This window comes from Arthrobacter sp. TJ-254 (assembly GCF_058269175.1).
Map to the genome: position 1 here is coordinate 89,921 of NZ_JBZCNF010000005.1, position 22,164 is coordinate 112,084.

The window sequence follows — 22,164 nt, forward strand, 5'->3', positions numbered from 1 at the left end:
AAACGGCCGCGGAGGTGAGAGCATCGAGCAATGAAACCTCAGATCCACGTCGTTACCCTTGGCGTGCGGAGCCTTGACGCCTCCCTGCGCTTCTATGCGGACGGGCTTGGCTGGAAGCCGCTTCTTCACGTTCCCGGGGAGGTGGTGTTCTTCCAGGTTGGGCACGGGCTGCTGCTCTCGCTGTTCAGGGCCGACCACCTCGCCGCCGAGGTCGGAGGCGGCCCCGGCAGCGCCCAGCTGTTCACCCTGGCGCACAACGTCGACTCGCCCGAGGAAGTCGACGCCGCGCTGAATACGGCGGTCTCCGCTGGTGGAACGATCGTGGCGGAGGGAACGCAGATGAGCTGGGGAGGCTACTCCGGGTACTTCGCGGACCCTGACGGGTTCCGGTGGGAGGTCGCCCACAATCCAGGTCTTTCCGTCGCGGACGACGGCACCGTGACCCTCGTCGAAATCGCCTGAGCGCCGGCCCCGGCGTCCCTGCCTGAACCCAGTGGACGGGGTTCGGAATCGATTGGACGCATCCTGTGTTGGGATTATTGAAGGAATAACCAACAATCCTCTTTCAAGGGAGCACCGTGGAGTACACACCAGCCGACGGAACAATCACCATGTTTTCAACATCGTGGTGCGGGTACTGCCGCAGGCTCAAGTCCCAGCTCACCGCCCAGGGCATCGGCTTCCGGGAAGTGAACATCGAGGAAACCCCGGGGACGGCAGAACTGGTTGCCTCCCTGAACGGCGGAAACCAGACGGTTCCCACAATCATTTTCCCCGACGGGACCTCGGCAACGAACCCCTCTGCCGCTGAAGTGAAGAGCCGGCTGGGTCTCTAGGACCGCCGCGCATACGCGCCGAGAACGGCTTCTTCGACATCGGACACCCGCAGGCCCGGCACGAGGTCCTCGGCCGCGCCGGCGGTTGCCGGGTCCCATTCCAGGCCCAGCGCGGAGTAGGTGTCGATGAGCACCCCGCGGATTGACGCGGAGTCCTCAACCACGATCACTGAGGAAAACAGCCACGCCCCGGCGATGACGCGCTGGGCGGTGCCGACAAGTTTCAGCGGCGGGCGCCCGGGAGCGGCACCGTGGACGCTGAACTCTCCGGGACAGTACTCCCCCGGGATCTCCCCGACTCCCGCCTGCACGCCAAGGCCGGCCAGCGCCTCGGCGAAGAGCGCCCCGAACTCGGCGAAGCGGGAGCGGGTCTGCGCGACGGCATCGGCCGCGGGCTCGATATGGTCAACGATGAGACAGCCTCCATGATAGGCAGCCGCCCGCCCGCCGGCGCGCCGCACCACCGGAGTGAAGCCGCCCGCCCGCGCCTTGTCCTCGGCGTCGGCGAAGCCGGGCAGCCGGGCGTCGCGCTGCCCAAAGGCCACGGTGGGCTCCGGCCGATAGAACCGCAGGGTGGCTCCTCGGGTTCCCGCGGCGACGGCCCCGAGCAGATCAAGACCGGAGGCAAGGTCGGCGACCGGCCCCTCGGATGTCTCCTGGCGCAGCAGCGAAAGTCTTCCCAATCCGGGGTCCGCGGAGGTCATGCGTTGTGAATTCCTTCCCGGTTGTGGCACGCACCGAGGCAGCCGGGCCCTCGACAAGGTGCTGATCCAGCCAATCTAGCGGAGCACTGATGGTGCGTGAAAACTAAGTGCGCTTATGATTGAGGTCGCCACACCTCCGCGCTGGCGGTGACCAGAGATTGGAAAGCCATGAATGCAGTTGCCCGAAGGCGAGGGATCCGGTGGACCCGCGTCCAGAAGGCCTCGGCCGCCGTGAGCGCCGGGTTCCTCATGCTCGGGCTGCTCGGCTTCGTTCCGGGCTCCACGACCGGCATCGAGAACCTGTCGGTTGCCGGAAGCTCCTCCGGCGCGTTCCTTGCCGGCCTGGTCCAGGTCTCGGTCCTTCACAACGCCGTCAACCTGCTCCTCGGCGCCGCGGGGATCGCCGCCGCGCGCACTGATGCCGGCGCCCGGGGCTTCCTGGTCGTCGGCGCCGCGTTCAACCTGTTCCTGGCAGCGTACGGGGCATTCATCCGCAACGACTCGATCCTGAACGTCCTGCCCCTGAACGACGCAGGAACCTGGCTCCACCTGATCTCCTGCACGTTCATGGCCGCGTTGTTCCTGCTCCTGTGCAGGGTGTCCTGGAACGCCGAATGAGCCCGGACGCCTAACGTCCCCCGCCCCTTATCCGCTCCGAAAGAAAGCCAATCATGGTCTCCGCACACCAGTTCGATTCGATCTCCATCATCTTCAACCCGAACAGCACCGGGGATGCCCCGAAGCTCGCCGCGGAACTTGAGCGGCGGCTGCGCGACCTGCTCGACTACCCGGTGGACATCACACCCATGCCTACAGCACACGCCGGCCACGCGGTGGAGTTGGCCCGCGAAGCGGCACGCCGCGGCAATGCGCTTGTGGTTTCGGTCAGCGGCGACGGCGGCTACAACGAGGTGGTCAACGGAGTCATGCAGAGCGGAAGCGCCGACGCCGTGTGCGCGGTCATGGCCGCCGGCAACGCGAACGACCACCGGAGGGTCACCGGACAGAAGCCGCTCGCCGAGGCGATAGCCGACGGCCAGGTGCGCAGGATCGACCTGCTTCGCATCAACATCGGCGACGGGTCTGCCGACCAATACGCCCATTCTTACATCGGATTCGGGCTGACACCGGTTGTGGCAATCGACCTCGAGAAAGGCAACAAGGGTTCCCTCAACGAAATGTTCTCGGTGGTGCGCACCTTCGCCCGCTTCAAGCCCTTCGAGATCCGGCTGACCGACGGCAAGCACAAGAAGTTCGACAGCCTTGTGTTCGCGAACATCGCCGAGATGGCGAAGTACGCGACGCTCAGCGAGGCCGAGGAACTTCCGACTGACGGGAAATTCGAGGTCATCACCTTCCCGCACATGGCGAAGTGGCGGGTGCTCCTGACGGCGCTGCGTGCAGCAACCAAGGGGCTCGGCGACCAGCCGAGCATGAGCAGCTACGAGTTCACCACCCTCAAGCCCATGCCTTACCAGATCGACGGCGAAGTGAAGTCCGCACCAGCCATGACGACGGTGCGCATCAACAGCGCACAACGTGCGCTCTCCGTGCTCGGCTGAGCCCTTCGGCGGCCGGCGCCCGGGTCAGCGTCCGCCGGTGATGTTGCGGCTGCGCTGCTCGAGGCCGGGGGCACCATAGGGGTAGTCGTCGAAGGCAGGGGCACTGGCGGCGTCGAGGCGGTCCAGTTCCGCCTCTGAAAGCTTCAGTGCGCCGGCGGCGAGGTTGTCGGCGAGCTGCTCCTGGGTGCGGGCACCGAGGATGACAGAGGTGACGGCGGGCTGCTGCGCGACCCACGCGAGCGCCACCTGGGAGGACGTCACATTGCGGGCTCCTGCCACTTCATCCACTGCGTCAAGGACCTGCCAGGTCCGCTCACTGGCATTGCGCTTCTCCCACGCCTCCATCCCCCGTTTGGGGTTCTCGCCCAGGCGCGTCGTCCCGGTAGGGGCGGTGTCGCGCTTGTACTTGCCGGTGAGCCAGCCGCCGCCGAGCGGTGACCAGGGCAGCATGCCCATTCCGGCGTCGAGGGTTGCGGGTACGATCTCCGCCTCGATGCCGCGGACCAGCAGGCTGTACTGGGGCTGGATGGTAACGGGCAGGCTGTAGCCCCGGGCTTTGGCAACCGCAACGGCTTTGGTGAGCTGCCAGCCCGTGTAGTTGGAAAATCCGTAGTACCCGATCTTGCCGCTGCGCACCGCTTCGTCGAGGAACCCAAGGGTCTCCTCGAGCGGGGTCAGCGGATCCCAGGAGTGCACCTGATACAGGTCGAGGTGTTCCACCCCGAGCCTGGCCAGTGACGCATCGAGGGCCCGGCGGAGGTGCCTGCGCGAGAGGCCGACGTCGTTCACGCCCTCACCCATAGGGAAGCGGCCCTTGGAGGCGAGGACCATCGACTCCCGCTCGGCAGGGTTCTTGTCCAGCCAGCGGCCCACGATCTCTTCGGAGGCACCGGCCGTGTACACATCCGCCGTGTCGATGAGGTTTCCGCCTGCTGCTGCGTAGTCACTGAGGATGCGGTGGGACGTGGCTTCGTCCGACTCGGCACCGAAGGTCATGGTTCCCAACGTGAAGGCCGAGACGGCCGTTCCGCTGTTGCCTAGCTTGCGGTACTCCATGGGTGGTGTCTCCGTTCCGGTAGTGATTCAGCGGTGCAGCAGGCGGAAGCCGCGCGGGTTACTCGGTGACCGTCACGCCCCGCCAAAAAGCGAAGTGATCCTTGATGTTACGGGCTGCGTCTTTCGGCTGCGGGTAGCTCCAGGCCGCGTCGACATTCTTTTCACCGTTCACTTCGAGCGTGAAGTAGGTTGCCTTGCCCTTCCACGGGCACGTCGTGCTCGTGTCGGTCCGCTGAAAGTACTCCTTCTTGACGGAATCCTCGGGGAAGTAGTGGTTTCCCTCAACCATCACTGTGTTCGCAGATTCAGCTATGACCTCGTTGTTCCAGACTGCCTTGGCCATGATTCCTCAATCTCTTGTCGACATGGATGTGCGGCGCCGCTGCGGCGTCGTAAAGAGTCAAACGACAGGGCGGCGCCAACCATTCCATCGGCATTGTCCGCCCTAGATTTGCCGGACCGTAAGGATCTGCTCGGATCGGCCGAAAGGCCCGCTGAGATCGTGGAGGACGCTCGAGGTCACCCCTACTCCGTCCTGCCCGAATGTCACCCTCGTGTCGAGACCGAGCCATTCGCCGGCGGGCAGGCGGTGGAAGTGCAGCTGGAGGTCGACGTTGGGGAACATCCAGCTGCCCTTGCCGGGCCGAACGCGCGCGGCGATTCCGTTGGCGGCATCGATCATGCCGCTCAGGCGCACGAGGTCGGGCGTCGGCCCGTCATCGATCAGTTCCAGCGGTGAACGCAGCCAGATCTGACCCCTGCCCGGACGGTGACCGGGCACCACCCTGAACTCGAGGGATTCGATGAAGCCGCCGGGCCACTGCGTCATGCCGCCGTAGGGGCCCGCCTGGTCCGGTCCGGGCATTGCGGCGTCCTCGACGGCGGCGACGTCGACGGTGTCGGTGCGGGCCAGCCGCCACGCCCTCGCAGTGACCGCCGTGCGTCCCTGCGCACGCAGTTCGGCCTCGAGCAGCTCGATCGTGCGTCCCGGGCGGAGGACCCGCGTGGCCACCTCGAATTCGCCGCCGGGAATCATGCCCAGGATGTCGAAGCCCACGCGGGCGAGCTGCAGGTCCGGGCGGGGCGCGCAGTCGAGGAGGCACTTGACGAGCAATCCCGCCACGGGTGCCATGTGCTGCTCGTCGGGATTCCAGGCCCCCTGGGCGTGGACGGTGGATTCGAAACGGCCCTCCCCCAGTGAGCGGTAATACGAGCCGGGCATGCGCTACTCCTTCGGGAATCAGCAGGTGGGAAGCGCCGGGCCGTGCTCCGGCGCACCCGCACCATGCTAATGCAGCCGGCCGCCGGCCCCGCCGCGTGCGGTTCGGCACCGCGTGCCGGCGGCAGTTTCGACCCACCGGAATAGAGCAGGCGGTGAGCGGGTTGTCGAAACTGGACCCAGCCAAGCGCCGGCGCTCCCGCCCGGGAGTAAAGGGGACGCCGCGGCATCCGCGGCAGAAGCAAAAGTAGGCGCCGTCTTAGAAGAAAGAGAGCTCATGCCTCGCAGCACGTCACCACAGGTGTCTCCAGGTACAGTCCAGCCGAAGCCGGCACCAAGGCCGGCCGAGCCGGACGTCTCCGCGAAGGACCGACTGGTCATCCGCCTGCTCATCGTCTCGGCGTTCGTCGTCATCCTCAATGAGACGATCACCGGCGTGGCCATCCCGCGCCTGGTCGAGGACCTCGGCATCACCGTCGGCGCCGGGCAGTGGCTCAGCACCGCGTTCCTTTTGACCATGGCGGTCATCATCCCGATCACGGGCTTCCTCCTGCAGCGCTTCAATACCCGTCCATTGTTCCTGGTCGCCATGTCGCTGTTCAGCCTCGGCACGCTCGTTGCCGCCCTCGCCCCGGGCTTCGGCACCCTCGTGACCGGGCGGGTGATCCAAGCCAGCGGTACCGCAATCATGCTGCCCCTGCTCATGACCACGGTCATGACACTGGTGCCGGCCGCCTCCCGCGGGCGCACCATGGGCAACATCTCAATCGTGATCTCCGTGGCTCCCGCCGTCGGCCCCACCGCCGCGGGCGCCATCCTCAGCGTCCTTGACTGGCGCTGGATGTTCTGGCTCGTCCTGCCCATCGCGCTGGTCTCCCTCAGCCTGGGAGCAACCAAGATGACGAACGTCACCTCCCCCCGCAAGAGTGCAATCGACGTGCTGTCGGTGATCCTCTCGGCCCTGGCCTTCGGCGGCATCGTCTACGGCTTCAGCCGGCTCGGTGAGGCTGGCGCCGAAGCCGCGGTTCCCGCCTGGATTCCCCTGGCAGCCGGCATCGTCTTCCTGGCGCTGTTCATCGCGCGCCAGATCCGGCTCCAGCGCGCAGACCGTGCACTGCTCGACCTGCGCACGTTCACCTCACGCAACTTCACCCTCGCGATCCTGACCACGTTCCTCGCCTTCATGGCCCTGTTCGGCACAATCATCCTCCTGCCGATCTACGTCCAGAGCGTGCTGGGTGAGACGCCGCTGGTCGCGGGCCTCCTGCTGCTGCCCGGTGGCATCCTGATCGGCGTCCTCGGACCGTGGACCGGACGGGTCTTCGACCGCCGGGGACCGCGCCTCCTGCTGGTGCCGGGGGCGCTGCTGATCGGGGCTTCCTTCGTGGCCCTGAGCTTCACCTCGGAGACCACGCCGATCCACCTCGTGCTGATCGCCCACATCGTCTGGAGCCTGGGCCTGGCCCTGATGCTGACCCCGTTGCTGACCTCGGCGCTCGGCTCGGTGACGCCGAACCTGTACTCCCACGCCAGCGCCGTCTTCGGCACCGTGCAGCAGATCGCCGGCGCCGTCGGCACGGCACTGTTCATCTCGGTGACCACCATCGTGGCGGCCAACCTGGCGGCCGCGGGGCAGTCGGAGACTGCGGCCCTGGCCGGCGGCATCCAGGTGGCCTTCATCTGGGGAGCCGTCATCTCCCTGGCCGCCGTGATCGCTGCCATCTTCGTGCGCAAGCCCAAAAACGCGCCGGACTCCTCGGCCGTGCCGGCGCACTAGGCTCCGGCCCTAGGAGGAGCTGATGCTCTCCTCCGCAGCGGCCCGGCGGACGGTGATCATGCCGTCGTCGACCCTCGCCTCGTACACGGGCTGCGGGTTGCTCGCCGGGCCGCGGACGACGGTCCCGTCATCGAACCGGAAGGTACTGCCGTGCCAGGGGCAGGTGACGCAGCCGTCGGCGATCTCGCCCTCCTCGAGCGGACCGCCGAGGTGGCTGCACACGCTGTCCATGGCGCTGATGGTTCCGCCGTCGCGGTACAACAGGATCGACACGCCGTCGGCCTCCACCAGGCGGCGCGCGCCGTCAGCCAGTTCGCCGTCCGTCAGGACCGGTGTCCACGCCGCGGGGCCCTCGCGCCACGCCGTGCGGTTGACGTTGACGCCGCGCGCGTAGCTCAGGTGTCCGCCGAGGAAGGCGCTGAACAGCAGGGCGCCGCACCCGCCGACCCCCAGGATGGTGCCGGCGGTGCGGTTGCCCCGCCGACGCGCCACAGCCGAAAGGCTGTAGAGGGCCAGTGCGGTGCTGTTCCCCACAGCATGGACCAGCCCTACCCGGCTGTCCTTTCCTACGGTGTCCGCCCAGTCGTTCGCTCCGCTGAGCGCCGTCGGGACGGCCGAGGCAATGCCCACCCCCACCAAGAGGTCCGCCGAGTGTTCCGAGTCCCGCCCGCCGACCAGGTCGAGAAGCGTCGCCATGGTCCAGGCGCCGGTTGGAATGTCGGTGAGGACCGGGTGCAGCCGGTGGCCCAGGGCCGTGCCGCTCAGGGCGTTCCGCAGGGCGCGCGGCCTCAGGGTCTTTTCCACGGCCGATGCCACGGGCGCCGCGACAGTATCGAGGGCTTTGAATCCTTCAAGGGCATCGACCAGCGAGTGCAGCGGGTTCACGGAGTTCTCCTTCGGGTCGGCGGCCCGCCCGGTCACGCGCGCGGTGCTCCCTCAAGCCGGAAGACCGCGGGGCGGTAACCCTATTGTCAGGGGCGCCCGGGGTGCCGCAAGCCGGCAGGCCCGCGCTAAATTTCCCTTGGAGCAACGGCCGGACACTGGCACAATGGCACGCCGGAGGTCCGCCGCAGCGAACCGTCCACGGCGACCATCACCTCTTTCCCGCCGCACCTTGAACCGCCTCACCACCTCGCTGGGTCGCTTCACTCGCACTGCCCAAGAAACCATCAGTTGGCTTATGGTTGGTCAATGAGTTTCAACGACAACGTCCGCCTCGACCCCTCGCGCGTGAGCGACCGGCGCGGCAGGGGGCGCGGCGTGGCCATTGGCGGCGGCCTCGGTGGCGGCCTCGTGCTGATCCTCTCCCTCCTGTTTGGTCCCGAAGTGGTGGGCCAGCTCGGGCTCGAGGACGGCACGGGCCAGGACCAGGGCAGCCGTGCGGGCGCCCAGGAGGCAATAACGTCCTGCAGGACGGGAACCGATGCCAACGAGCGCCTCGACTGCCGCATCCTCGCGACTGCCGAGAGCCTCGACAGTTTCTGGCTGCCCTACCTGGACCAATACGGCGTGCAGTACAGCGAACCCGGGGTGGCCCTATTCAGCGGCCGGACGGACACCGGTTGTGGCAGCGCCACCAGCGCCGTCGGCCCTTTCTACTGCCCGGCGGACCAGCAGACCTACTACGACACCGAGTTCTTCGATGACCTCGTAACCCGGTTCGGATCCTCCGGAGGGCCGCTGGCGCAGGAATATGTCATCGCGCACGAGTTTGGACACCACATCCAAAGTCTGACCAACACCCTTGAGGCCGGGCAGCAGGACCCCCAGGGTCCGGAATCCGGGGCCGTTCGGGTCGAACTGCAGGCCGACTGTTATGCGGGGCTGTGGGCGGCCCACGCGTCAAGCACCCCCGACCCCGAGACGGGCGAACCGTTCCTGCGCGAATTCACCACCACCGACCTGCGCGATGCCCTGTCGGCCGCATCGGCCGTTGGTGATGACCGGATCCAGAAGTCGGCAACGGGCCAGGTGAACCCGGAGGCCTGGACGCACGGTTCGAGCCAGCAACGCCAGGCCTGGTTCCTTGAGGGATATTCAACCGGCGACATCAATCAGTGCGACACCTTCAGCGCAAGCAACCTCGACGCCCCCTGACCGCCCGGGGCCGCGGCAAGTGTCCCGGTTGCACCCCCTTCCCGAGGCGGGCCGGTTCGTTAGGGTGTAACCACACAGCGCTCCGGGCATCGCGGCGTATGCCTGGGTCACCGCCTGGCGGACACTGATCGACCGCGGCACGCCGGCCACCGCCCCACTCGAAAGGGACAGCATGCACCTTCCCGTCAACCCTCCCGTCACGCCGATGCTGGCCAAGGCCGCAGCGCGCATGCCGGACGGCGCAATGAGCTATGAACCCAAATGGGACGGGTTCCGGTCGATCATCTTCAGGGACGGGGATGAGGTGGAGATCGGGTCACGTAACGGCAAACCCATGACGAGATACTTTCCAGAGGTGATAGCTGCAGTCCTGGACAACTTTCCGCAGCGGTGCGTGGTCGACTGCGAGATCGTCGTCGTGACCGGCGAGCACCTGGACTTCGAGGTGCTCCAGCAGCGTATCCACCCGGCGGCGAGCCGGGTTGCCAAGCTCGCCCAGGACACGCCGGCGAGTATTGTCGCCTTCGATCTGCTGGCCCTTGACGACGCCGACCTGACGCTTCGGCCCTTTGAGGAGCGCCGCCGGATGCTCGAGGAGGTGTTCGCCACGGCCAGCCCACCGGTCCACCTCACCCCCGCCTCCACCGACCGCGAGGTGGCGCTTCGGTGGTTCCAGCAGTTCGAAGGCGCCGGGCTCGATGGGATCATCGCCAAACCGCTCGACGGCACCTACCAGCCCAACAAACGCACAATGGTCAAGGTCAAACACGAGCGGACCGCCGACTGTGTTGTTGCGGGGTACCGCACCCACAAGGGCGACGCCGAGAGCGTCGGATCCCTGCTGCTCGGGCTTTACACCGACGACGGCGACCTCATGGCGGTGGGGGTGATCGGCGCCTTCTCCGCCGCCCGCCGGCGTGAACTGTTCGCCGAACTGCAGCCGCTCGTCACAGCCATCGAAGGCCATCCCTGGGAGGAGGTAGGCGGGGAGGAGGGAATCCGCACCCCGCGCAATGCCGAGGGCAGCAGGTGGGCGGTCGGCAAGGACCTCTCGTTCACTCCCCTGCGCCCCGAACGGGTGGTGGAGGTCCGGTACGACCACATGGAAGGCCGGCGCTTCCGTCACACCGCCCAGTTCAACCGCTGGCGCCCTGACCGGGAACCGACATCGTGCGGATTCGACCAGCTCGAGGAACCGGTGCGCTACGACCTCGCCCAGATCCTCCCGGCGGCCGCCGGAAAGGACACGTGACCTGACCGCACCGTGACCCCGCGCCTACACGGGTGCAGCACGGCTCAGGCCCCCGCGTGCGCGGGGGCCGGGGTGAGGAGATCGTGATGGAATGCGTGCCATGCGATCCATCCCCCGGCCACCGCAAGCAGCAGCGCTCCGATCGGTTGTGTCAGCAGGCTTGCCCCGGTGGTCACCATCCCCAGCACCACTCCGAGGGGATAGAAGATCACGGCGGAAACCACCCACAACACTGCGGCGCCACGCGGAAGGGTGCCCGAGAGCCAGGCAGCGGTTCCCAGCAGGATGTTGCCCAAGAAGGCGAGCAGCAGCCCGAGAAGGTAGGTTCCCGTAATGGCTCCCGGGAACTCGATGCGCATCACGCCGGGAATGCCCTCGAGGTAGGCACGTCCCACTGCGGGCGTTGCAAAGGTGGAAATCACCGCTGGAACAAGCAGGAGCGCGTGCCCCACCGATGTGACAACCATTGCTGCCAACGCCAGTGCCCCGCTCCTACTCGGTGCGAGCCATGCACCCAGCGCGAAGACGCCGAAAATCGCGATAATCGTTCCACCGGTGCTGCCAATCAAATGGCTGACGAGGTACTGAGGGGAACTGACGAATTCCGCCCACGCCTCGGTATTCACCTCCTGATCCGGTTGGGGCTTGAGCGAGGACCAGGCGGTGAGCAGCCCGTACACGGGCAGGGCGAGCAGGCCGGCCCTGATCCACCGACCAATCGTCTGGGAATTCATTGTTGGAATCCGTCCCCGGGTCCGGTGGCACCTAGCGCCGCCGCCACTCACCGATCATTATCGAGGCTGACGGAAGTCGATTCGAGGAGGTGGCACGGTGGCGGTTCAGCATGTCCTCGCGCAGATGACGGTCAGTGATCTGGATGCGGCCCTTGCCTGGTACACAGCACTGTTCGGGCGGGATCCCGATGCCCGCCCCATGGACGGACTTCTCGAGTGGCACGTGATCGATTCCGCCGGTTTCCAGGTCTGGGCCGAGCCGGGGCGGGCAGGGCGTTCAACGATGGTGTTGGCCGAGTCGGACCTGTCTGCACGGGCCGCACAGTTGAATGAGCTCGCAATCCCGAACCGCGGCGTGGAAACCGCCACATCCTCAAGGGTTATCGCGATTGAGGATCCCGACGGCAATCGCATCGTCTTCACCGGGCAGTAGGCAGGAGCCCGGGCGGTATCCAGAACTGGGGTTGCGCCGCGAGCTGGAGATCTCGACGGTCGTGGCACCGGCGCGCTCCGCCATGAACCGCTCCGCCTCCGGAGGAAGGGAACGGTCCTCGGTGCCCACCAATGCCCAGCTTGGAATGGTCTTCCACGCCGCCGGCCCTGACGGAGTAGTGGTGGAGCGGGCCGTGAAGGGACGCTGCGTCGCGGCGAGGATCGTGGCCTCCCGGGCAGAGGGGTCCTGTGCGAAGAGTCCGTGGACGAACAGCGGGTCAATATAGAGATCAACGTCCCCTTCCGGGCGCCGGGGTACGGCCGCGCGATGAGGTGGTTGCCGGTGTCGGTCTTCCCTCCGCCCAGCACACCAGCCTCGGCCAGGGTCTCACCCTCCTCCGGGATATACGCGCTGATGTAGACCAGCGCCTTGACCTCGGGATTGCCCGTTGCGGCATTGGTGATCGTTGCACCCCCGTAGGAATGGCCGACGAGGATGAGGGGACCGGGAATCGTCGTGAGGAACGACCTCAGGTAGTCCGCGTCTTCAATGATGCCGCGCAGCGGATTAGGCAGGGCTATCACCGGGTTGCCATCCGCTTGGAGTCTCTCGATGACACCCGCCCAGCCGGATGCATCGGCGAAGGCGCCATGCACGAGGACCACCGTCGGTTTGACCGCGTGGCTCTTAGTCTCGGTGCCCCTACCCACGGCCGGGGGAAGTCCCACTCCCAGTGTGAACACCAGGACCAGGATGATGAACAGCCGCCGCAACGGAGTTTTGGCGGTGGGGTTTTGGAGCTACGACCGCTTCTCCGGCCGGCAGGAATTGGGAATGACCAGCCTGATGGCACAGGTAAATATCTCGTACATTGGGAGTGAAATCCCAGTATGGCCGTCTCACCGACCGAAAGGGGGCGACGGCGGAATGGTGAACCGTTGCGTGGATTGTTTTATGGGCCACGACGTTGACTAATATTCTTCCCCCTTTTGTCGGTTCGTCTAGGTTTGTGGGCAACAGGCCGGACCGGGAAGGGCACCGTCGCCACTCCACTTGACCTCCTGCCCAGCCGTGACCAGCGGCGTCCCAGGGCCGGCATCATCGGACCGACTATAAGGGGGTAATTCCCCGCGCGAACAAATGGATAGATGACACGCGCTGCCGTGGCGGCAGCGATTAAATCTTTGCAACCCGACAGAAAAGAACACGAACGGCTAGCGCGTTACCCGGCCGGTCGATTTGAGTCAAGGGCCCATCGATGAGAGGCATTCAAGAAAACGATCAATGATTGAAACTTCCGCATATCGGGATGGGATAAGCGTCGGCTCGCATCTGTGGAAACCAGGCAGTATTGCTGTTAGGTTTGCCGCATGCAATCGGATCGCCGAGACGCCTCGGACCCATGGCCGGCTGCACCGCCCCTGCCCCGGCCCGTGTTCCTGGATCAATTCTGGAGCGACACAGTCTTCCTTCACTGGCGCCTTCCCGTTTCCGCTGCGGCGCCGTATATGCCGCCCGGCGTCGCGCCGGACGTGTTTGAGGGATCTACCTGGGTTGGTCTGATCGGGTTTCGTATGGGCGGAACTCGCATCGGCGCGGCCGTCCCGGCTCCTTATTTCGGGTCCACCACTGAAATAAACGTGCGTCTATATTCAAAGGCGACGGACGGGTCGCGGGGAGTTGTATTCGTGTCGCTCGATGCGTCGAGGCTCGCCATTGTGCATACCGCCCGCGCCTTCGGGATCCCCTACGTTTGGTCACGGTGTCGGCCCTCGAGCACCGGCGCCGCCCAGACCTATGGATACGACGTCGACCGCTACGGTGGGCAGGCAACGTCGTCCTTCGTCGTTCGAGCCGACACCGCCAGCCAGGCCGATGATCGCCTTTCGCTCGAACTCACCGCCCGGTTCGGGCTTCACGCTCGCATTGCTGGCCGAACCGTCTTCATCCCCAACTCACACCGGCCGTGGCCGCTTCATCCGGCCTCGCTGGTCAGGTTGGAGGACCGCTTGGTGCGGGCGGCCGGTTTTGACGTCGAGGGCCCACCAGAATCTGTGCTGTTCTCCCCCGGCGTCCGGACGCTGTTTGGACGGCCGAGGTCTATTCCGGTGCCCTGACCGGCCCGTCGGCCGAGTATTCGCTTAAGCAACGCGGTCAAGGAAGCCCAGCACGCGTTCTGCGAGCAGCCCCGCCGCCTGTCCGTCGTACGAGGGAAGGCTGCTGTCGGCGAACAGATGCTGCCCACCGGGATAGAGGAACAGTTCGGCGTTCGGTGACGATTCAGCCAGGGCGCGGGCGGCGTCGACGTCGCCTTCGCCAATGAAGAACGGGTCGGCGTCCATGCCGTGTACCTGCACCGGCACCGCCGGGGGCCACGCCGTACCGAACTCGGAGACCGGGAGGCACGAATGGAAGAACAGGGCGCCTTTGGCGCCGGGACGGGTCTGGGCAAGCATTTGGGCGGGCAGTACGCCGAGGGAGAATCCGGCATAGACGAGACCGGGAGGCAGCGTGTCTGCTGCCTCCCGGCCCCGTTCGATCAGGGTTCCGACCCCGGTTTCCTGGGCGAAGGCAATCCCGGATTCGAGGTCATCGAAGAAGCGGCCCTCGTACAGGTCCGGAAGGTGGACGTCATGCCCACTCCTCGCAAGCATGTCTGCAAAACTGCGGACACCAGGCGTAAGCCCGTGTGCGTGGTGGAACAAAAGCACCTCAACCATGTCGCTCCCTTCTGAGCTGGTTGTTGCCCGGGACCAGTTCGGCGAGCAACTCCGCTTCCTCATGCGGCGAGAGCCCCGCGCGCCGGGGCCTGTCGATGCCCTCGGCTTCCTCCCACCGCAGGGTGGCCCTCAAGGTCTCTTCAAGCGGCCGCAGCAGCATACCTGCGGACTTGGCACGCTGATTGGATCGCGCGTTCATCCCCTGCCAGCCTGGATCGCTCAGCCACAGCGGAAGGGATTTCGGGCCTGCCCAGTCGGCGACGCCGTGCGAGTGGAGCCAGTCATTGCCGGTCTTCACCACAGGGCTCTGGTGACCGGCGACCGCCCTTGCGGCAGCGATGTGTTCGTGGAAAGGCACGGTCTCGCCCATCGCGTTATAGGTGCCGCCGAGGCTCACCTCGCAGCTCCGGACGAGCCACGCCGCAAGGTCCCGCACGTCGATGACCTGGGTGGGCAACGTCGGGGTATCTGGGATGAGCACCGTTCCGTCCGGCACAGAGGGGTGCGCAAACCGTAGTGGCCAGTATCCGGTGCGCCCGAAGATGTCACCGGGGCCCCCGATCAGCCCCACGCGCGCAATCATGCTGCGACGGTGGCCGAATCCGTCTAGAACGGCCTGCTCGCAGGCGACCTTTGCCTCTCCGTAGGATTCCATCGTTTCCATGACATCCGATTCCAACGGCGGGAGCAGCGGCGCAGCTTCATCCTGGCCCAGCGGTCCCTGATTGGCGTACGCGCTTCCCGAGGAGACGAAGAGGTAGTAGCGGCTCCCTGCGAGGTCGCGGACTGCGCGCTTGACCTGGCCTGGCTGGCGGGACACATCCACGACCGCGTCCCACTGAAGGGCGGCCACCCGAGCCAGTCCGTCCTCTGAGTCCCGATCCGACCGGACGAGTGACGCACCGGCGGGGACCGAACCCGATTCGCCCCTCGCCATGCACGTCACCTCGTGTCCGCGCCCGACCGCTTCGCGGGCAATCTCACGACCGAGCCATGCGGTGCCGCCAAGGATAAGAAGCTTCATCAAGACACCATAGGTCAGAAGGAGCGGATGGAGGCCCTACAACCGCAGTTGGTTCTCCCGCGGATTGAGCGAGGAAGGCATCGAAACTAGTTGAAGAAAACCATCCGGATCACGGCCGCGCTTCCGACCACGATGATGGTAGCCCTGAGCACAAGCGGGGAGAGCTTCCGCCCGAATCTCGCTCCAATGAACCCTCCGATTGACGCACCGCAGGCGATCAGAAGGACGGCGCCCCAGTCTATTGACTCCCCTGCTGCAACCACGAAGATCCCTGCCGCTACTGCATTCACGGCTGTGACCAGGACGTTTTTCACCGCGTTAATCTGCTGCAGCGCCACAACGGTTGTGAGACTCATCAGGCCCACGACGAGGACGCCCTGGGCCGCGCCGAAATAACCCCCGTAAACGCCCAGCACGAGAATGCCCCCCAGCAGGACGGCATTTTTCCCGGTGGCGCGCACCGGATGGTTCTGGCGTTTGAGGGCTGTGCGCCGCTGGATTGTGGGCCCGAATGCCACCATCAGCAGCCCGAGGGTGATGAGGATTGGAACTATCGTGTGGAATGCCCCGGCGGGGCGGACGAGCAGCAGCACAGCCCCCGCGATCCCGCCGGCTGCAGAAGCCGGCAGGAGCCGCAAAAGCAGGTCCTTGTTCGGGGCGAGTTCTCGGCGGTATCCCCACGCCCCGGAAAGCCCTCCGGCGACCAGCCCGATGTTATTGGAAATATTGGCCACCAGGGGCGGATGCCCGAACAGCAGCAGCACTGGGAATGTCACCAGGGTTCCGGATCCAACGGCAACGTTGATCAGCCCGGCACAGAATCCCGCGAGGAGTATTACCGTCGATTCGACCAAACCCGAGTCCGATCGCTGATGTTGTAACCGAATGACACGTCAGGAGAACCGGTAATGGACGTCGGAAAAACTGTCTGTGGCCAGCGCATAAGAGAATGCCAGCGGAACCGGACCATCATTCCTGATTCCATGTTCGGCGCCGCCGGGAATGAATGTGGTTGACCCTGCCCTGACTTGGTGCTCCTGGCCCTCAAGAGTGACTGCTCCAGTGCCGGAGAGAACGTAGTACGTTTCAGCCTGGTCGTGTCGATGCAGGGCGAGGAAGCCCCTTTCGGGCAGCTCGGCGACCCCTGTCACCAGCATTGAGGTCGGCGTGCTGTCAGCGGAGAACAGAGTCCGCCACGTCACGGTGCCCCGCTCGTCGTTCCAACCCTCCTCGGGCAAGTCTTCAACGTTTCGTACGAGCGAAGCCGGGGTGCCATATGCCATAGCCCCAACATAACCTCTGTCCATCACCTGCCGCTCACGGTCGAGCTTGAAGGGATAACGGGTAACCAGCATCCCCAGCCGGGCGGGTGCGGCGTAGGATCGACGCACCACGGCCCAGCCGGCGACGAGCGGGAGATCAGGCAAGGAATTGTGAACAACTGGCGAAAAGTATTGGCAGCGCTGAGCAACGATAAACTTCGGATCATTTTCGCGGAAATGGTGTTGGAGGATGCCCGGAACAGGGGTCTGGCCGTACCGCCCGGAAAGCGCCCGAAAGCGATGGAACAGCTCGCCCACTCAGGTCTGGTGCTCAACGACAACGGGTGGGTGCTGAACTCCGGTATCTTTCGGTCACTCCTGCAGGAGCACGACGACGGACCGAGACGTGAAGGGATTCAGCGCTTCCTGGTGGATGGCAGGATCGATCAATATCCAGCGAACCAGCGTCAACGGTACGAGCTGCTGAAGTGGGTCGCCGCTGACGCCCTCAAGCCCGGTGAAGAGCTTTCAGAAAAAGACGTCAATGAACGGTTGAAGAAATACGCCAAGGATTACGTCACGCTGCGCCGGTACCTAGTCGACGCCGAACTGATGGAAAGAACCCGGGCAGGCACCTTGTATTCACTGGTCATCGACACTGACGAAACCCAATAGAAGCGCAGATTCAACAGGGAGCCCGGTAGCGGCCGATGATCCATTGACATATCTGTCCGCCGGGCGGACTCTGTGCATACCAGCACGTCTGAAGGATTCTCCTCCATCCGTGCTCGTCCGAATGGGGTGGCGATGAAGCGCGTGAAAGGCATCCTGGTAGCTGTTTCCTGTGTGTCGCTGCTTCTCTCCGCCTGCGGGCTGCCGAACAGGAATACCCCTCCCGAGCCGCACGACGATGCCCGCGTGGTGCTCCCGTATCGATACGATGCAGGCGGCCCCAGTGCCCAGCTCCGCGGCGTGTACGAGCAAGTCGTGCGCCATGTGGAAGAACATCCCGACGAGTTCGGCGGCGCACACTTCGATTGGTCCTTTGAGACAGTGCGGGTTTGGACCGCGGCGGAGAGCGCCTGGTCCAAGGCAGAGTTTGCGGCGCTCCGCAACGAGCTTGACCCCGAAGGCGAGTTGATCGGGCATCAGGGGAACGGAAAATCCCTGAGCTATCTGAGGGACCTCCAGGAGAAACTCCTGTCCAAATACGACCCGGATGAATCGAGCAGGATCGCTGACATCTACGTGGACCCCACTCTCAACGGGGTTCGCGTACTGATCGAATACAAATTCGGCGACCCGGACCTGCACCACTTGCCATTAGCCAAAGAACTGACAGCCTTCGCCCCGGAAGTCCACATCCAGGACGTCGGGTCGCCGAACGTAGCGACGTGATGATTTCGGCACAAGAGGCGCTGGTGCTGGGTTCGGCTAGGTTGATTCCCTGTGCAATGTACGGGCCGGAAGCCGGACGCTCGCGACCGGTGCGCCGGTGAGCAGACCGAGAAGCGCGCTGATCGCTTCCCTGGCGAGATCGGCCAACGGCTGCCTTACCGTTGTCAGGGCCGGTTTACTCCGCTCGGACCATTCATTACCGTCGAAACCCACAACGCTGATGTCTTCCGGGATGCGGTGACCCATGTCGAGCAGAGTCTGCATGCCGCCGGCAGCAACGACGTCGGACGCGACAAAAATGCCGTCCACGCCGGGATTCCGCTTCAACAGGACTTCCATGGCATTTTGGCCGGCCTCGTACGTGACACCGGCCGCTTCGATGACCAGGTCGGGGTTGAAACGGGGCCCGAGGGCTGACTTGTACCCGCGCAGGCGCGCCCGCCCATAGCCGGTGTTCAAACCGACCGCGATCATTGCGATGCGACGGCGTTCGGCCGCCACCAGGATGGAGGTGATGTCCCGCGCCGCGGACTCGTCGTCAATCGATACTGAGACGGGCCCACTTGAACGGGTTGGTTCACACATCAGGACGGCGGGGAGCCCTGTGTCCTCGATCGCTTCCAGGACCCGTGGGCACTGTTCATCGGACAACAGGATCACGCCATCGACCGACCCCGACCGAAGGAACTGGGCCGCGCTCCTGTCGTCGTCGCCGGCTCCCAGCAGTACCGTGACCGCGCGGTAGCGGTGTGCCGAAAGGCCCGCCTGGAGGGAGAGCAGCAGAGCCGAGGTGTTCGCATCGCCGGTCAGCCGCGTGCGGGCCTCATCGACGATCACCGCAACGGTCCGCGACTTTCCAGCCGCCAGGTCGCGTGCCGCCTTATTCGCCACGTACCCGACCCGGGCCGCGGCGTCCTCGACGGCGACGCGGGCACGGTCGGACACATAAGCCTCACCGTTCATGACCCGTGAAACGGTGCCCCGCGAGACGCCGGCGGCTGCGGCAACATCCGCAATTGTCACCCGTGCCCGCACCTCGTCTCCACTCCCGCTCACAACCCGACCTTACGTGGGTTTCTCCAAAAACCGCGTGCCTACAGGAGTGATTCCCTTCGTCTCCCCCTTCCACTAAGGCCAGCCGGGCCGACGCTCACCTCTCCGGCGTCCTCCGCCTACGATTGCCCATGAAGGACGAGGGAGGGAACCATGGCCGAGCAAGGACACAATGCGGTAGTCGTCGGGGGCGGCATCGCCGGACTCACCGCCGCGGCTTCTCTCCTGCGCGAGGGGTGGAACGTGACGGTGCTCGAACAGGCCCCCAGCTTCGCCGAAGTCGGGGCCGGCCTTGCCCTCACAACGAACGGCCTGTCCGCCCTTGCAGCCGTGGGTGCCGCCGCCGCTGCCCGGGCGGCCGGCCATCGGGTTCACATGGCCGGCACCATGGACGAACGAGGCAGGTGGCTGATAAGGATTCCCGGCAACGGAGGAGCCAGTCCAGCACCGGAATTCTACGGGATCCACCGGCAGGAACTGCATCGCCTTCTACTGGCGTCGGCCCAAGGGGCAACCCTTGTGAACGGCGTGCGGGTCACCTCTATCGACCCCGGACAGGCTGACGGACCACGGGCGATAGTTCGGACGGGCTCAGAGGACGGAAGCAACTCCTATGAAGCGGACCTCGTTGTCGGAGCCGACGGGCTGCGCAGCGCCCTGAGGACCCTGTTGGCTCCGGTGACGACACCGCACTACAGCGGCAAGTCCTCCTGGCGGGGCGTCATTGATGATTCAGCCCTGGTCAGCGATGGCGTCGTTGTCCGCTGGGGTCCCGGCACGGAGTTCGGCGCCGTGAGAATCGGCGCCGGCCAGGTGTACTGGTACGGCTACACCCACTCAGCGGAAGAGAAGGACTCGCCCGATGAGAAAGCTGATGCGCTTGACCACTTCCGTGGCTGGGCTGAACCGGTGCCATCGCTGATTGAGGCAACTCCCGGCCACCGGATAATGCGCCATAACGTCTATGCGCTCGCGCCGGAACTCGGGACCTTCGTTCATGGACGTACCGTCCTGATCGGGGACGCCGCCCACGCCATGGTGCCGACGATGGGGCAAGGAGCCAATTCGTCCCTAGAGGACGGTGTATGCGTCGGTCTACTCATCGCCAGGGCGGTCAACGACGGCGCCACCCTCGCGTCCGCGTTGCAGATTTTCGATGACCAGCGCCGTCCCCGCACCCAATGGATGGCCCGCCGCTCCCACCGCGCCGGGCAAATTGGAGCGGATCTCCGCGGCAAGCCCGGCATCAGCATCCGCAATTCCATCCTGAGAGCCATCCCCGGGCACCTGGCCGCACGGGCCGGAATGTCAGTGCTGTCCTGGAAGGCACCGCTCCGGTGAGGCCCGCACGAAAGCGGCTCCGCAGCGCAAATCGTTCCTGCTCTTGACTTGTATACGGCGTATACCTAGATTTGATGTCGATGGTGTACGCCGTACACCACAGCTACAGGAGAGAGTGGGAAATGACTTCAACCCGAAGGATTGCCATCGTCGCCGGCATCCTCTTCCTGATTACCCACGTCACTTCAATCACGGCGCGGGTTCTCTATGTTCCGGTTCTCAGCAACCCCGACTACATTGCCGGTCCGGGGCCGGACACGCTGATCCTTCTGGCAGCCTTCCTGGACGTGCTGCTCGCAGTCGCAATCATTGGGACAGGCGTCGTCCTCTTCCCCGTGGTCAAGCGGCAAAACGAAGGCGCCGCCCTCGGTTATGCTGCGCTGCGGACATTCGAGGCCGCCGTCATCACCGCCGGCGTCATTTCCCTTCTGGCGCTCGTAACCCTGCGTCAGGACCTGCCGGAAACGGGTCCCGATGCGATCGCCCTCGGCAGCGCGCTTGTGGCATTCAACAACTGGACCTTCCTTGTCGGACCGAGCTTCATCTGTGGAACAAACACTCTGCTGCTCGCGTACCTGCTGTACCGCTCGGGCCTGGTGCCTCGGTTCATCGCCGTGCTTGGACTCGTGGGAGGCCCTCTGGTCTTCGCCTCGGGAGCCGCCCAGATGTTCGGGCTCTACGAGCAGGTTTCGGCATGGGCGGTCATCGCCGCCCTCCCGGTGTTCGCCTGGGAGGTGTGCCTTGCCGTCTACCTGATTGCGAAGGGCTTTCGACCTTCCGCGCTGACGGCACTGAACGCCACATCGGAACCGGCACGCAGCGAATCCGTCCCTGCGTAATAGGCGAGCGTTCTCGCCCCCGGGACGACTGCAGTGCGGCGGGCTGTGCCTCACGGCGCGGCCCGCCGCCGTGCCCTTCCCGGAGCATGACGCACGGAGCAGCCGGCAGGGTTCCCGGGCTTGCTATCGGCGATCCAGTTTCGCTGCCTGCGATGTCCAACCGCTCGCATGAAGGCGCTCAAAGCCATCGAGCAGCAGGTCGAGGGCGAACTCGAACTCGAACTGGTCGTCACAGCCGTGACCGACCACTGAACCTTCGTCGTGCGGCATCGACGTGGCGACGGCCACCACGTTCGGATATCGCTGCGCCGCCTGCTCGAGCATGGCGGCCCTTGCCCGTGCGGCATCCGGCGACGCCTCAGGTTTCGGGGCGGCAGGGTCATCGAAAAGTTCCTGGGTGAACCCCCACATCCGTCCACCGAGGGCATGCATGACGTGGTGGGTGAGATCCACGGAGAACCCGCCGGCCAGGAACGCGCCGATGAACGACTCAACGTAGTCGAGTACGGCAGGCGTCATGCTGGTTCGGGTCTCGATTGCCCGGCGCGCCCACGGGTGCCGCTGGAGGGCCCGCCTTGCCGAGAGCACTCTCGACCGGACCGCGTTCTTCCAGTCGGAAGCGCCCAGCGGAGGCTCGATCTCGCCAACGATGACGTCGACCATGCCGCCCAGGAGTTCTTCCTTGTTTGCGACGTGCTTGTAGAGCGCCATGGGCGCAACGTGGAGTTCCTGTGCGAGCCTGCGCATGCTGAGTGACTCGATGCCGATCTCGTCGGCAAGGGCGACCGCAGCCTGCAGCACCCGGTCCCGGTTCAGTCGCACGCGCCGCTCGGTCTGGGTGTGCTGGGTCATCGTCG

General features: G+C 65.4%; 25 protein-coding genes and 1 pseudogene. 13 read left to right on the forward strand and 13 right to left on the reverse strand.

Features of this window, described 5'->3' with window-relative positions:
- Positions 1-30 precede the first annotated feature (30 nt).
- Together AC4D14_RS14660 and AC4D14_RS14665 are read left to right on the forward strand one after the other, a co-directional pair.
- On the forward strand, positions 31-462 hold the full coding sequence (locus AC4D14_RS14660) for a VOC family protein (protein ID WP_490903394.1): 432 nt from the start codon (positions 31-33) through the stop codon (positions 460-462).
- A gap of 149 nt (positions 463-611) precedes the next feature.
- Positions 612-836: a glutaredoxin domain-containing protein gene (locus AC4D14_RS14665; protein ID WP_490903691.1), complete on the forward strand. Its 225-nt coding sequence runs from the start codon at positions 612-614 to the stop codon at positions 834-836.
- Here the strand turns inward: AC4D14_RS14665 and AC4D14_RS14670 are convergent.
- Entirely contained in the window at positions 833-1,540 is a 708-nt protein-coding gene (locus AC4D14_RS14670) for a lipoate--protein ligase family protein (RefSeq protein WP_490903395.1), read from the reverse strand. The genes AC4D14_RS14665 and AC4D14_RS14670 overlap by 4 nt on opposite strands.
- A gap of 168 nt (positions 1,541-1,708) precedes the next feature.
- On the opposite strand from AC4D14_RS14670, the gene AC4D14_RS14675 reads away from it, so the two are divergent.
- Positions 1,709-2,158: a DUF4383 domain-containing protein gene (locus AC4D14_RS14675; RefSeq protein ID WP_490903396.1), complete on the forward strand. Its 450-nt coding sequence runs from the start codon at positions 1,709-1,711 to the stop codon at positions 2,156-2,158.
- A gap of 53 nt (positions 2,159-2,211) precedes the next feature.
- Positions 2,212-3,102, forward strand: coding sequence for a diacylglycerol/lipid kinase family protein (locus AC4D14_RS14680; RefSeq protein WP_490903397.1), 891 nt, complete (start codon positions 2,212-2,214; stop codon positions 3,100-3,102).
- Positions 3,103-3,126: 24 nt separating this feature from the next.
- Here the strand turns inward: AC4D14_RS14680 and AC4D14_RS14685 are convergent, their stop codons facing one another.
- The 3 genes from AC4D14_RS14685 to AC4D14_RS14695 form a co-directional block, all read right to left on the reverse strand.
- The gene (locus AC4D14_RS14685; protein ID WP_490903398.1) at positions 3,127-4,158 is read right to left on the reverse strand and encodes an aldo/keto reductase; all 1,032 of its coding nucleotides are present in this window, start codon (positions 4,156-4,158) and stop codon (positions 3,127-3,129) included.
- A 58-nt stretch (positions 4,159-4,216) separates the two neighbouring features.
- Positions 4,217-4,501, reverse strand: coding sequence for a DUF427 domain-containing protein (locus AC4D14_RS14690; protein WP_490903399.1), 285 nt, complete (start codon positions 4,499-4,501; stop codon positions 4,217-4,219).
- Between the two features lie 102 nt (positions 4,502-4,603).
- Complete coding sequence (locus AC4D14_RS14695; protein WP_490903400.1) at positions 4,604-5,380, reverse strand: thioesterase family protein; 777 nt, start codon at positions 5,378-5,380, stop codon at positions 4,604-4,606.
- Between the two features lie 274 nt (positions 5,381-5,654).
- Here AC4D14_RS14695 and AC4D14_RS14700 point away from each other — a divergent pair, with 274 nt between their 5' ends.
- Positions 5,655-7,154, forward strand: coding sequence for an MDR family MFS transporter (locus AC4D14_RS14700; protein ID WP_490903401.1), 1,500 nt, complete (start codon positions 5,655-5,657; stop codon positions 7,152-7,154).
- Positions 7,155-7,163: 9 nt separating this feature from the next.
- Here AC4D14_RS14700 and AC4D14_RS14705 read toward each other — a convergent pair whose 3' ends face one another.
- On the reverse strand, positions 7,164-8,039 hold the full coding sequence (locus tag AC4D14_RS14705; protein ID WP_490903402.1) for a Rieske (2Fe-2S) protein: 876 nt from the start codon (positions 8,037-8,039) through the stop codon (positions 7,164-7,166).
- Between the two features lie 306 nt (positions 8,040-8,345).
- Here AC4D14_RS14705 and ypfJ point away from each other — a divergent pair, with 306 nt between their 5' ends.
- Positions 8,346-9,251 carry a KPN_02809 family neutral zinc metallopeptidase gene (ypfJ, locus tag AC4D14_RS14710; RefSeq protein ID WP_490903403.1) on the forward strand — a complete coding sequence of 302 codons (906 nt, stop codon included), beginning with the start codon at positions 8,346-8,348 and terminating at the stop codon, positions 9,249-9,251.
- A gap of 172 nt (positions 9,252-9,423) precedes the next feature.
- Positions 9,424-10,503, forward strand: coding sequence for an ATP-dependent DNA ligase (locus tag AC4D14_RS14715; RefSeq protein ID WP_490903404.1), 1,080 nt, complete (start codon positions 9,424-9,426; stop codon positions 10,501-10,503).
- A 44-nt stretch (positions 10,504-10,547) separates the two neighbouring features.
- On the opposite strand, the gene AC4D14_RS14720 is transcribed toward AC4D14_RS14715, so the two are convergent.
- Positions 10,548-11,237: a hypothetical protein gene (locus tag AC4D14_RS14720; protein WP_490903405.1), complete on the reverse strand. Its 690-nt coding sequence runs from the start codon at positions 11,235-11,237 to the stop codon at positions 10,548-10,550.
- Positions 11,238-11,334: 97 nt separating this feature from the next.
- Here AC4D14_RS14720 and AC4D14_RS14725 point away from each other — a divergent pair, with 97 nt between their 5' ends.
- The gene (locus AC4D14_RS14725) at positions 11,335-11,670 is read left to right on the forward strand and encodes a VOC family protein (RefSeq protein ID WP_490903712.1); all 336 of its coding nucleotides are present in this window, start codon (positions 11,335-11,337) and stop codon (positions 11,668-11,670) included.
- 74 nt (positions 11,671-11,744) lie between these two features.
- On the opposite strand, the pseudogene AC4D14_RS14730 reads toward AC4D14_RS14725, so the two are convergent.
- Positions 11,745-12,413, reverse strand: a pseudogene (locus AC4D14_RS14730) (alpha/beta fold hydrolase); the annotation flags it as partial.
- 627 nt (positions 12,414-13,040) lie between these two features.
- On the opposite strand from AC4D14_RS14730, the gene AC4D14_RS14735 reads away from it, so the two are divergent.
- The gene (locus tag AC4D14_RS14735) at positions 13,041-13,787 is read left to right on the forward strand and encodes a YqjF family protein (protein WP_490903406.1); all 747 of its coding nucleotides are present in this window, start codon (positions 13,041-13,043) and stop codon (positions 13,785-13,787) included.
- 24 nt (positions 13,788-13,811) lie between these two features.
- Here AC4D14_RS14735 and AC4D14_RS14740 read toward each other — a convergent pair whose 3' ends face one another.
- From AC4D14_RS14740 to AC4D14_RS14755, 4 genes are all read right to left on the reverse strand, one after another.
- Positions 13,812-14,390, reverse strand: coding sequence for a dienelactone hydrolase family protein (locus tag AC4D14_RS14740; RefSeq protein ID WP_490903407.1), 579 nt, complete (start codon positions 14,388-14,390; stop codon positions 13,812-13,814).
- Positions 14,383-15,414, reverse strand: a complete 1,032-nt coding sequence (locus tag AC4D14_RS14745; protein ID WP_490903408.1) for a Rossmann-fold NAD(P)-binding domain-containing protein — start codon at positions 15,412-15,414, stop codon at positions 14,383-14,385. The genes AC4D14_RS14740 and AC4D14_RS14745 overlap by 8 nt, the downstream gene beginning before the upstream one ends.
- Positions 15,415-15,500: 86 nt before the next feature.
- Positions 15,501-16,268 (reverse strand): sulfite exporter TauE/SafE family protein, encoded by a 768-nt coding sequence (locus AC4D14_RS14750; protein ID WP_490903409.1) that lies wholly within the window; start codon positions 16,266-16,268, stop codon positions 15,501-15,503.
- Positions 16,269-16,307: 39 nt separating this feature from the next.
- A complete protein-coding gene (locus AC4D14_RS14755; protein WP_490903410.1) occupies positions 16,308-16,994 on the reverse strand; it encodes a cupin domain-containing protein in 687 nt (228 codons plus the stop codon).
- Here AC4D14_RS14755 and AC4D14_RS14760 point away from each other — a divergent pair.
- Positions 16,977-17,351 carry a DUF2087 domain-containing protein gene (locus AC4D14_RS14760; RefSeq protein ID WP_490903411.1) on the forward strand — a complete coding sequence of 125 codons (375 nt, stop codon included), beginning with the start codon at positions 16,977-16,979 and terminating at the stop codon, positions 17,349-17,351. The two genes, AC4D14_RS14755 and AC4D14_RS14760, sit on opposite strands and share 18 nt — an antisense overlap.
- Before the next feature lie 132 nt (positions 17,352-17,483).
- Positions 17,484-18,074 carry a hypothetical protein gene (locus AC4D14_RS14765; protein WP_490903412.1) on the forward strand — a complete coding sequence of 197 codons (591 nt, stop codon included), beginning with the start codon at positions 17,484-17,486 and terminating at the stop codon, positions 18,072-18,074.
- Positions 18,075-18,110: 36 nt separating this feature from the next.
- Here AC4D14_RS14765 and AC4D14_RS14770 read toward each other — a convergent pair whose 3' ends face one another.
- Complete coding sequence (locus AC4D14_RS14770) at positions 18,111-19,130, reverse strand: LacI family DNA-binding transcriptional regulator (RefSeq protein WP_490903413.1); 1,020 nt, start codon at positions 19,128-19,130, stop codon at positions 18,111-18,113.
- A 150-nt stretch (positions 19,131-19,280) separates the two neighbouring features.
- On the opposite strand from AC4D14_RS14770, the gene AC4D14_RS14775 reads away from it, so the two are divergent.
- Positions 19,281-20,468, forward strand: a complete 1,188-nt coding sequence (locus AC4D14_RS14775; RefSeq protein ID WP_490903414.1) for an FAD-dependent oxidoreductase — start codon at positions 19,281-19,283, stop codon at positions 20,466-20,468.
- 122 nt (positions 20,469-20,590) lie between these two features.
- Positions 20,591-21,307: a DUF4386 domain-containing protein gene (locus AC4D14_RS14780; protein WP_490903415.1), complete on the forward strand. Its 717-nt coding sequence runs from the start codon at positions 20,591-20,593 to the stop codon at positions 21,305-21,307.
- Between the two features lie 123 nt (positions 21,308-21,430).
- Here the strand turns inward: AC4D14_RS14780 and AC4D14_RS14785 are convergent, their stop codons facing one another.
- A complete protein-coding gene (locus AC4D14_RS14785; protein ID WP_490903416.1) occupies positions 21,431-22,159 on the reverse strand; it encodes a TetR/AcrR family transcriptional regulator C-terminal domain-containing protein in 729 nt (242 codons plus the stop codon).
- Positions 22,160-22,164 lie beyond the last annotated feature (5 nt).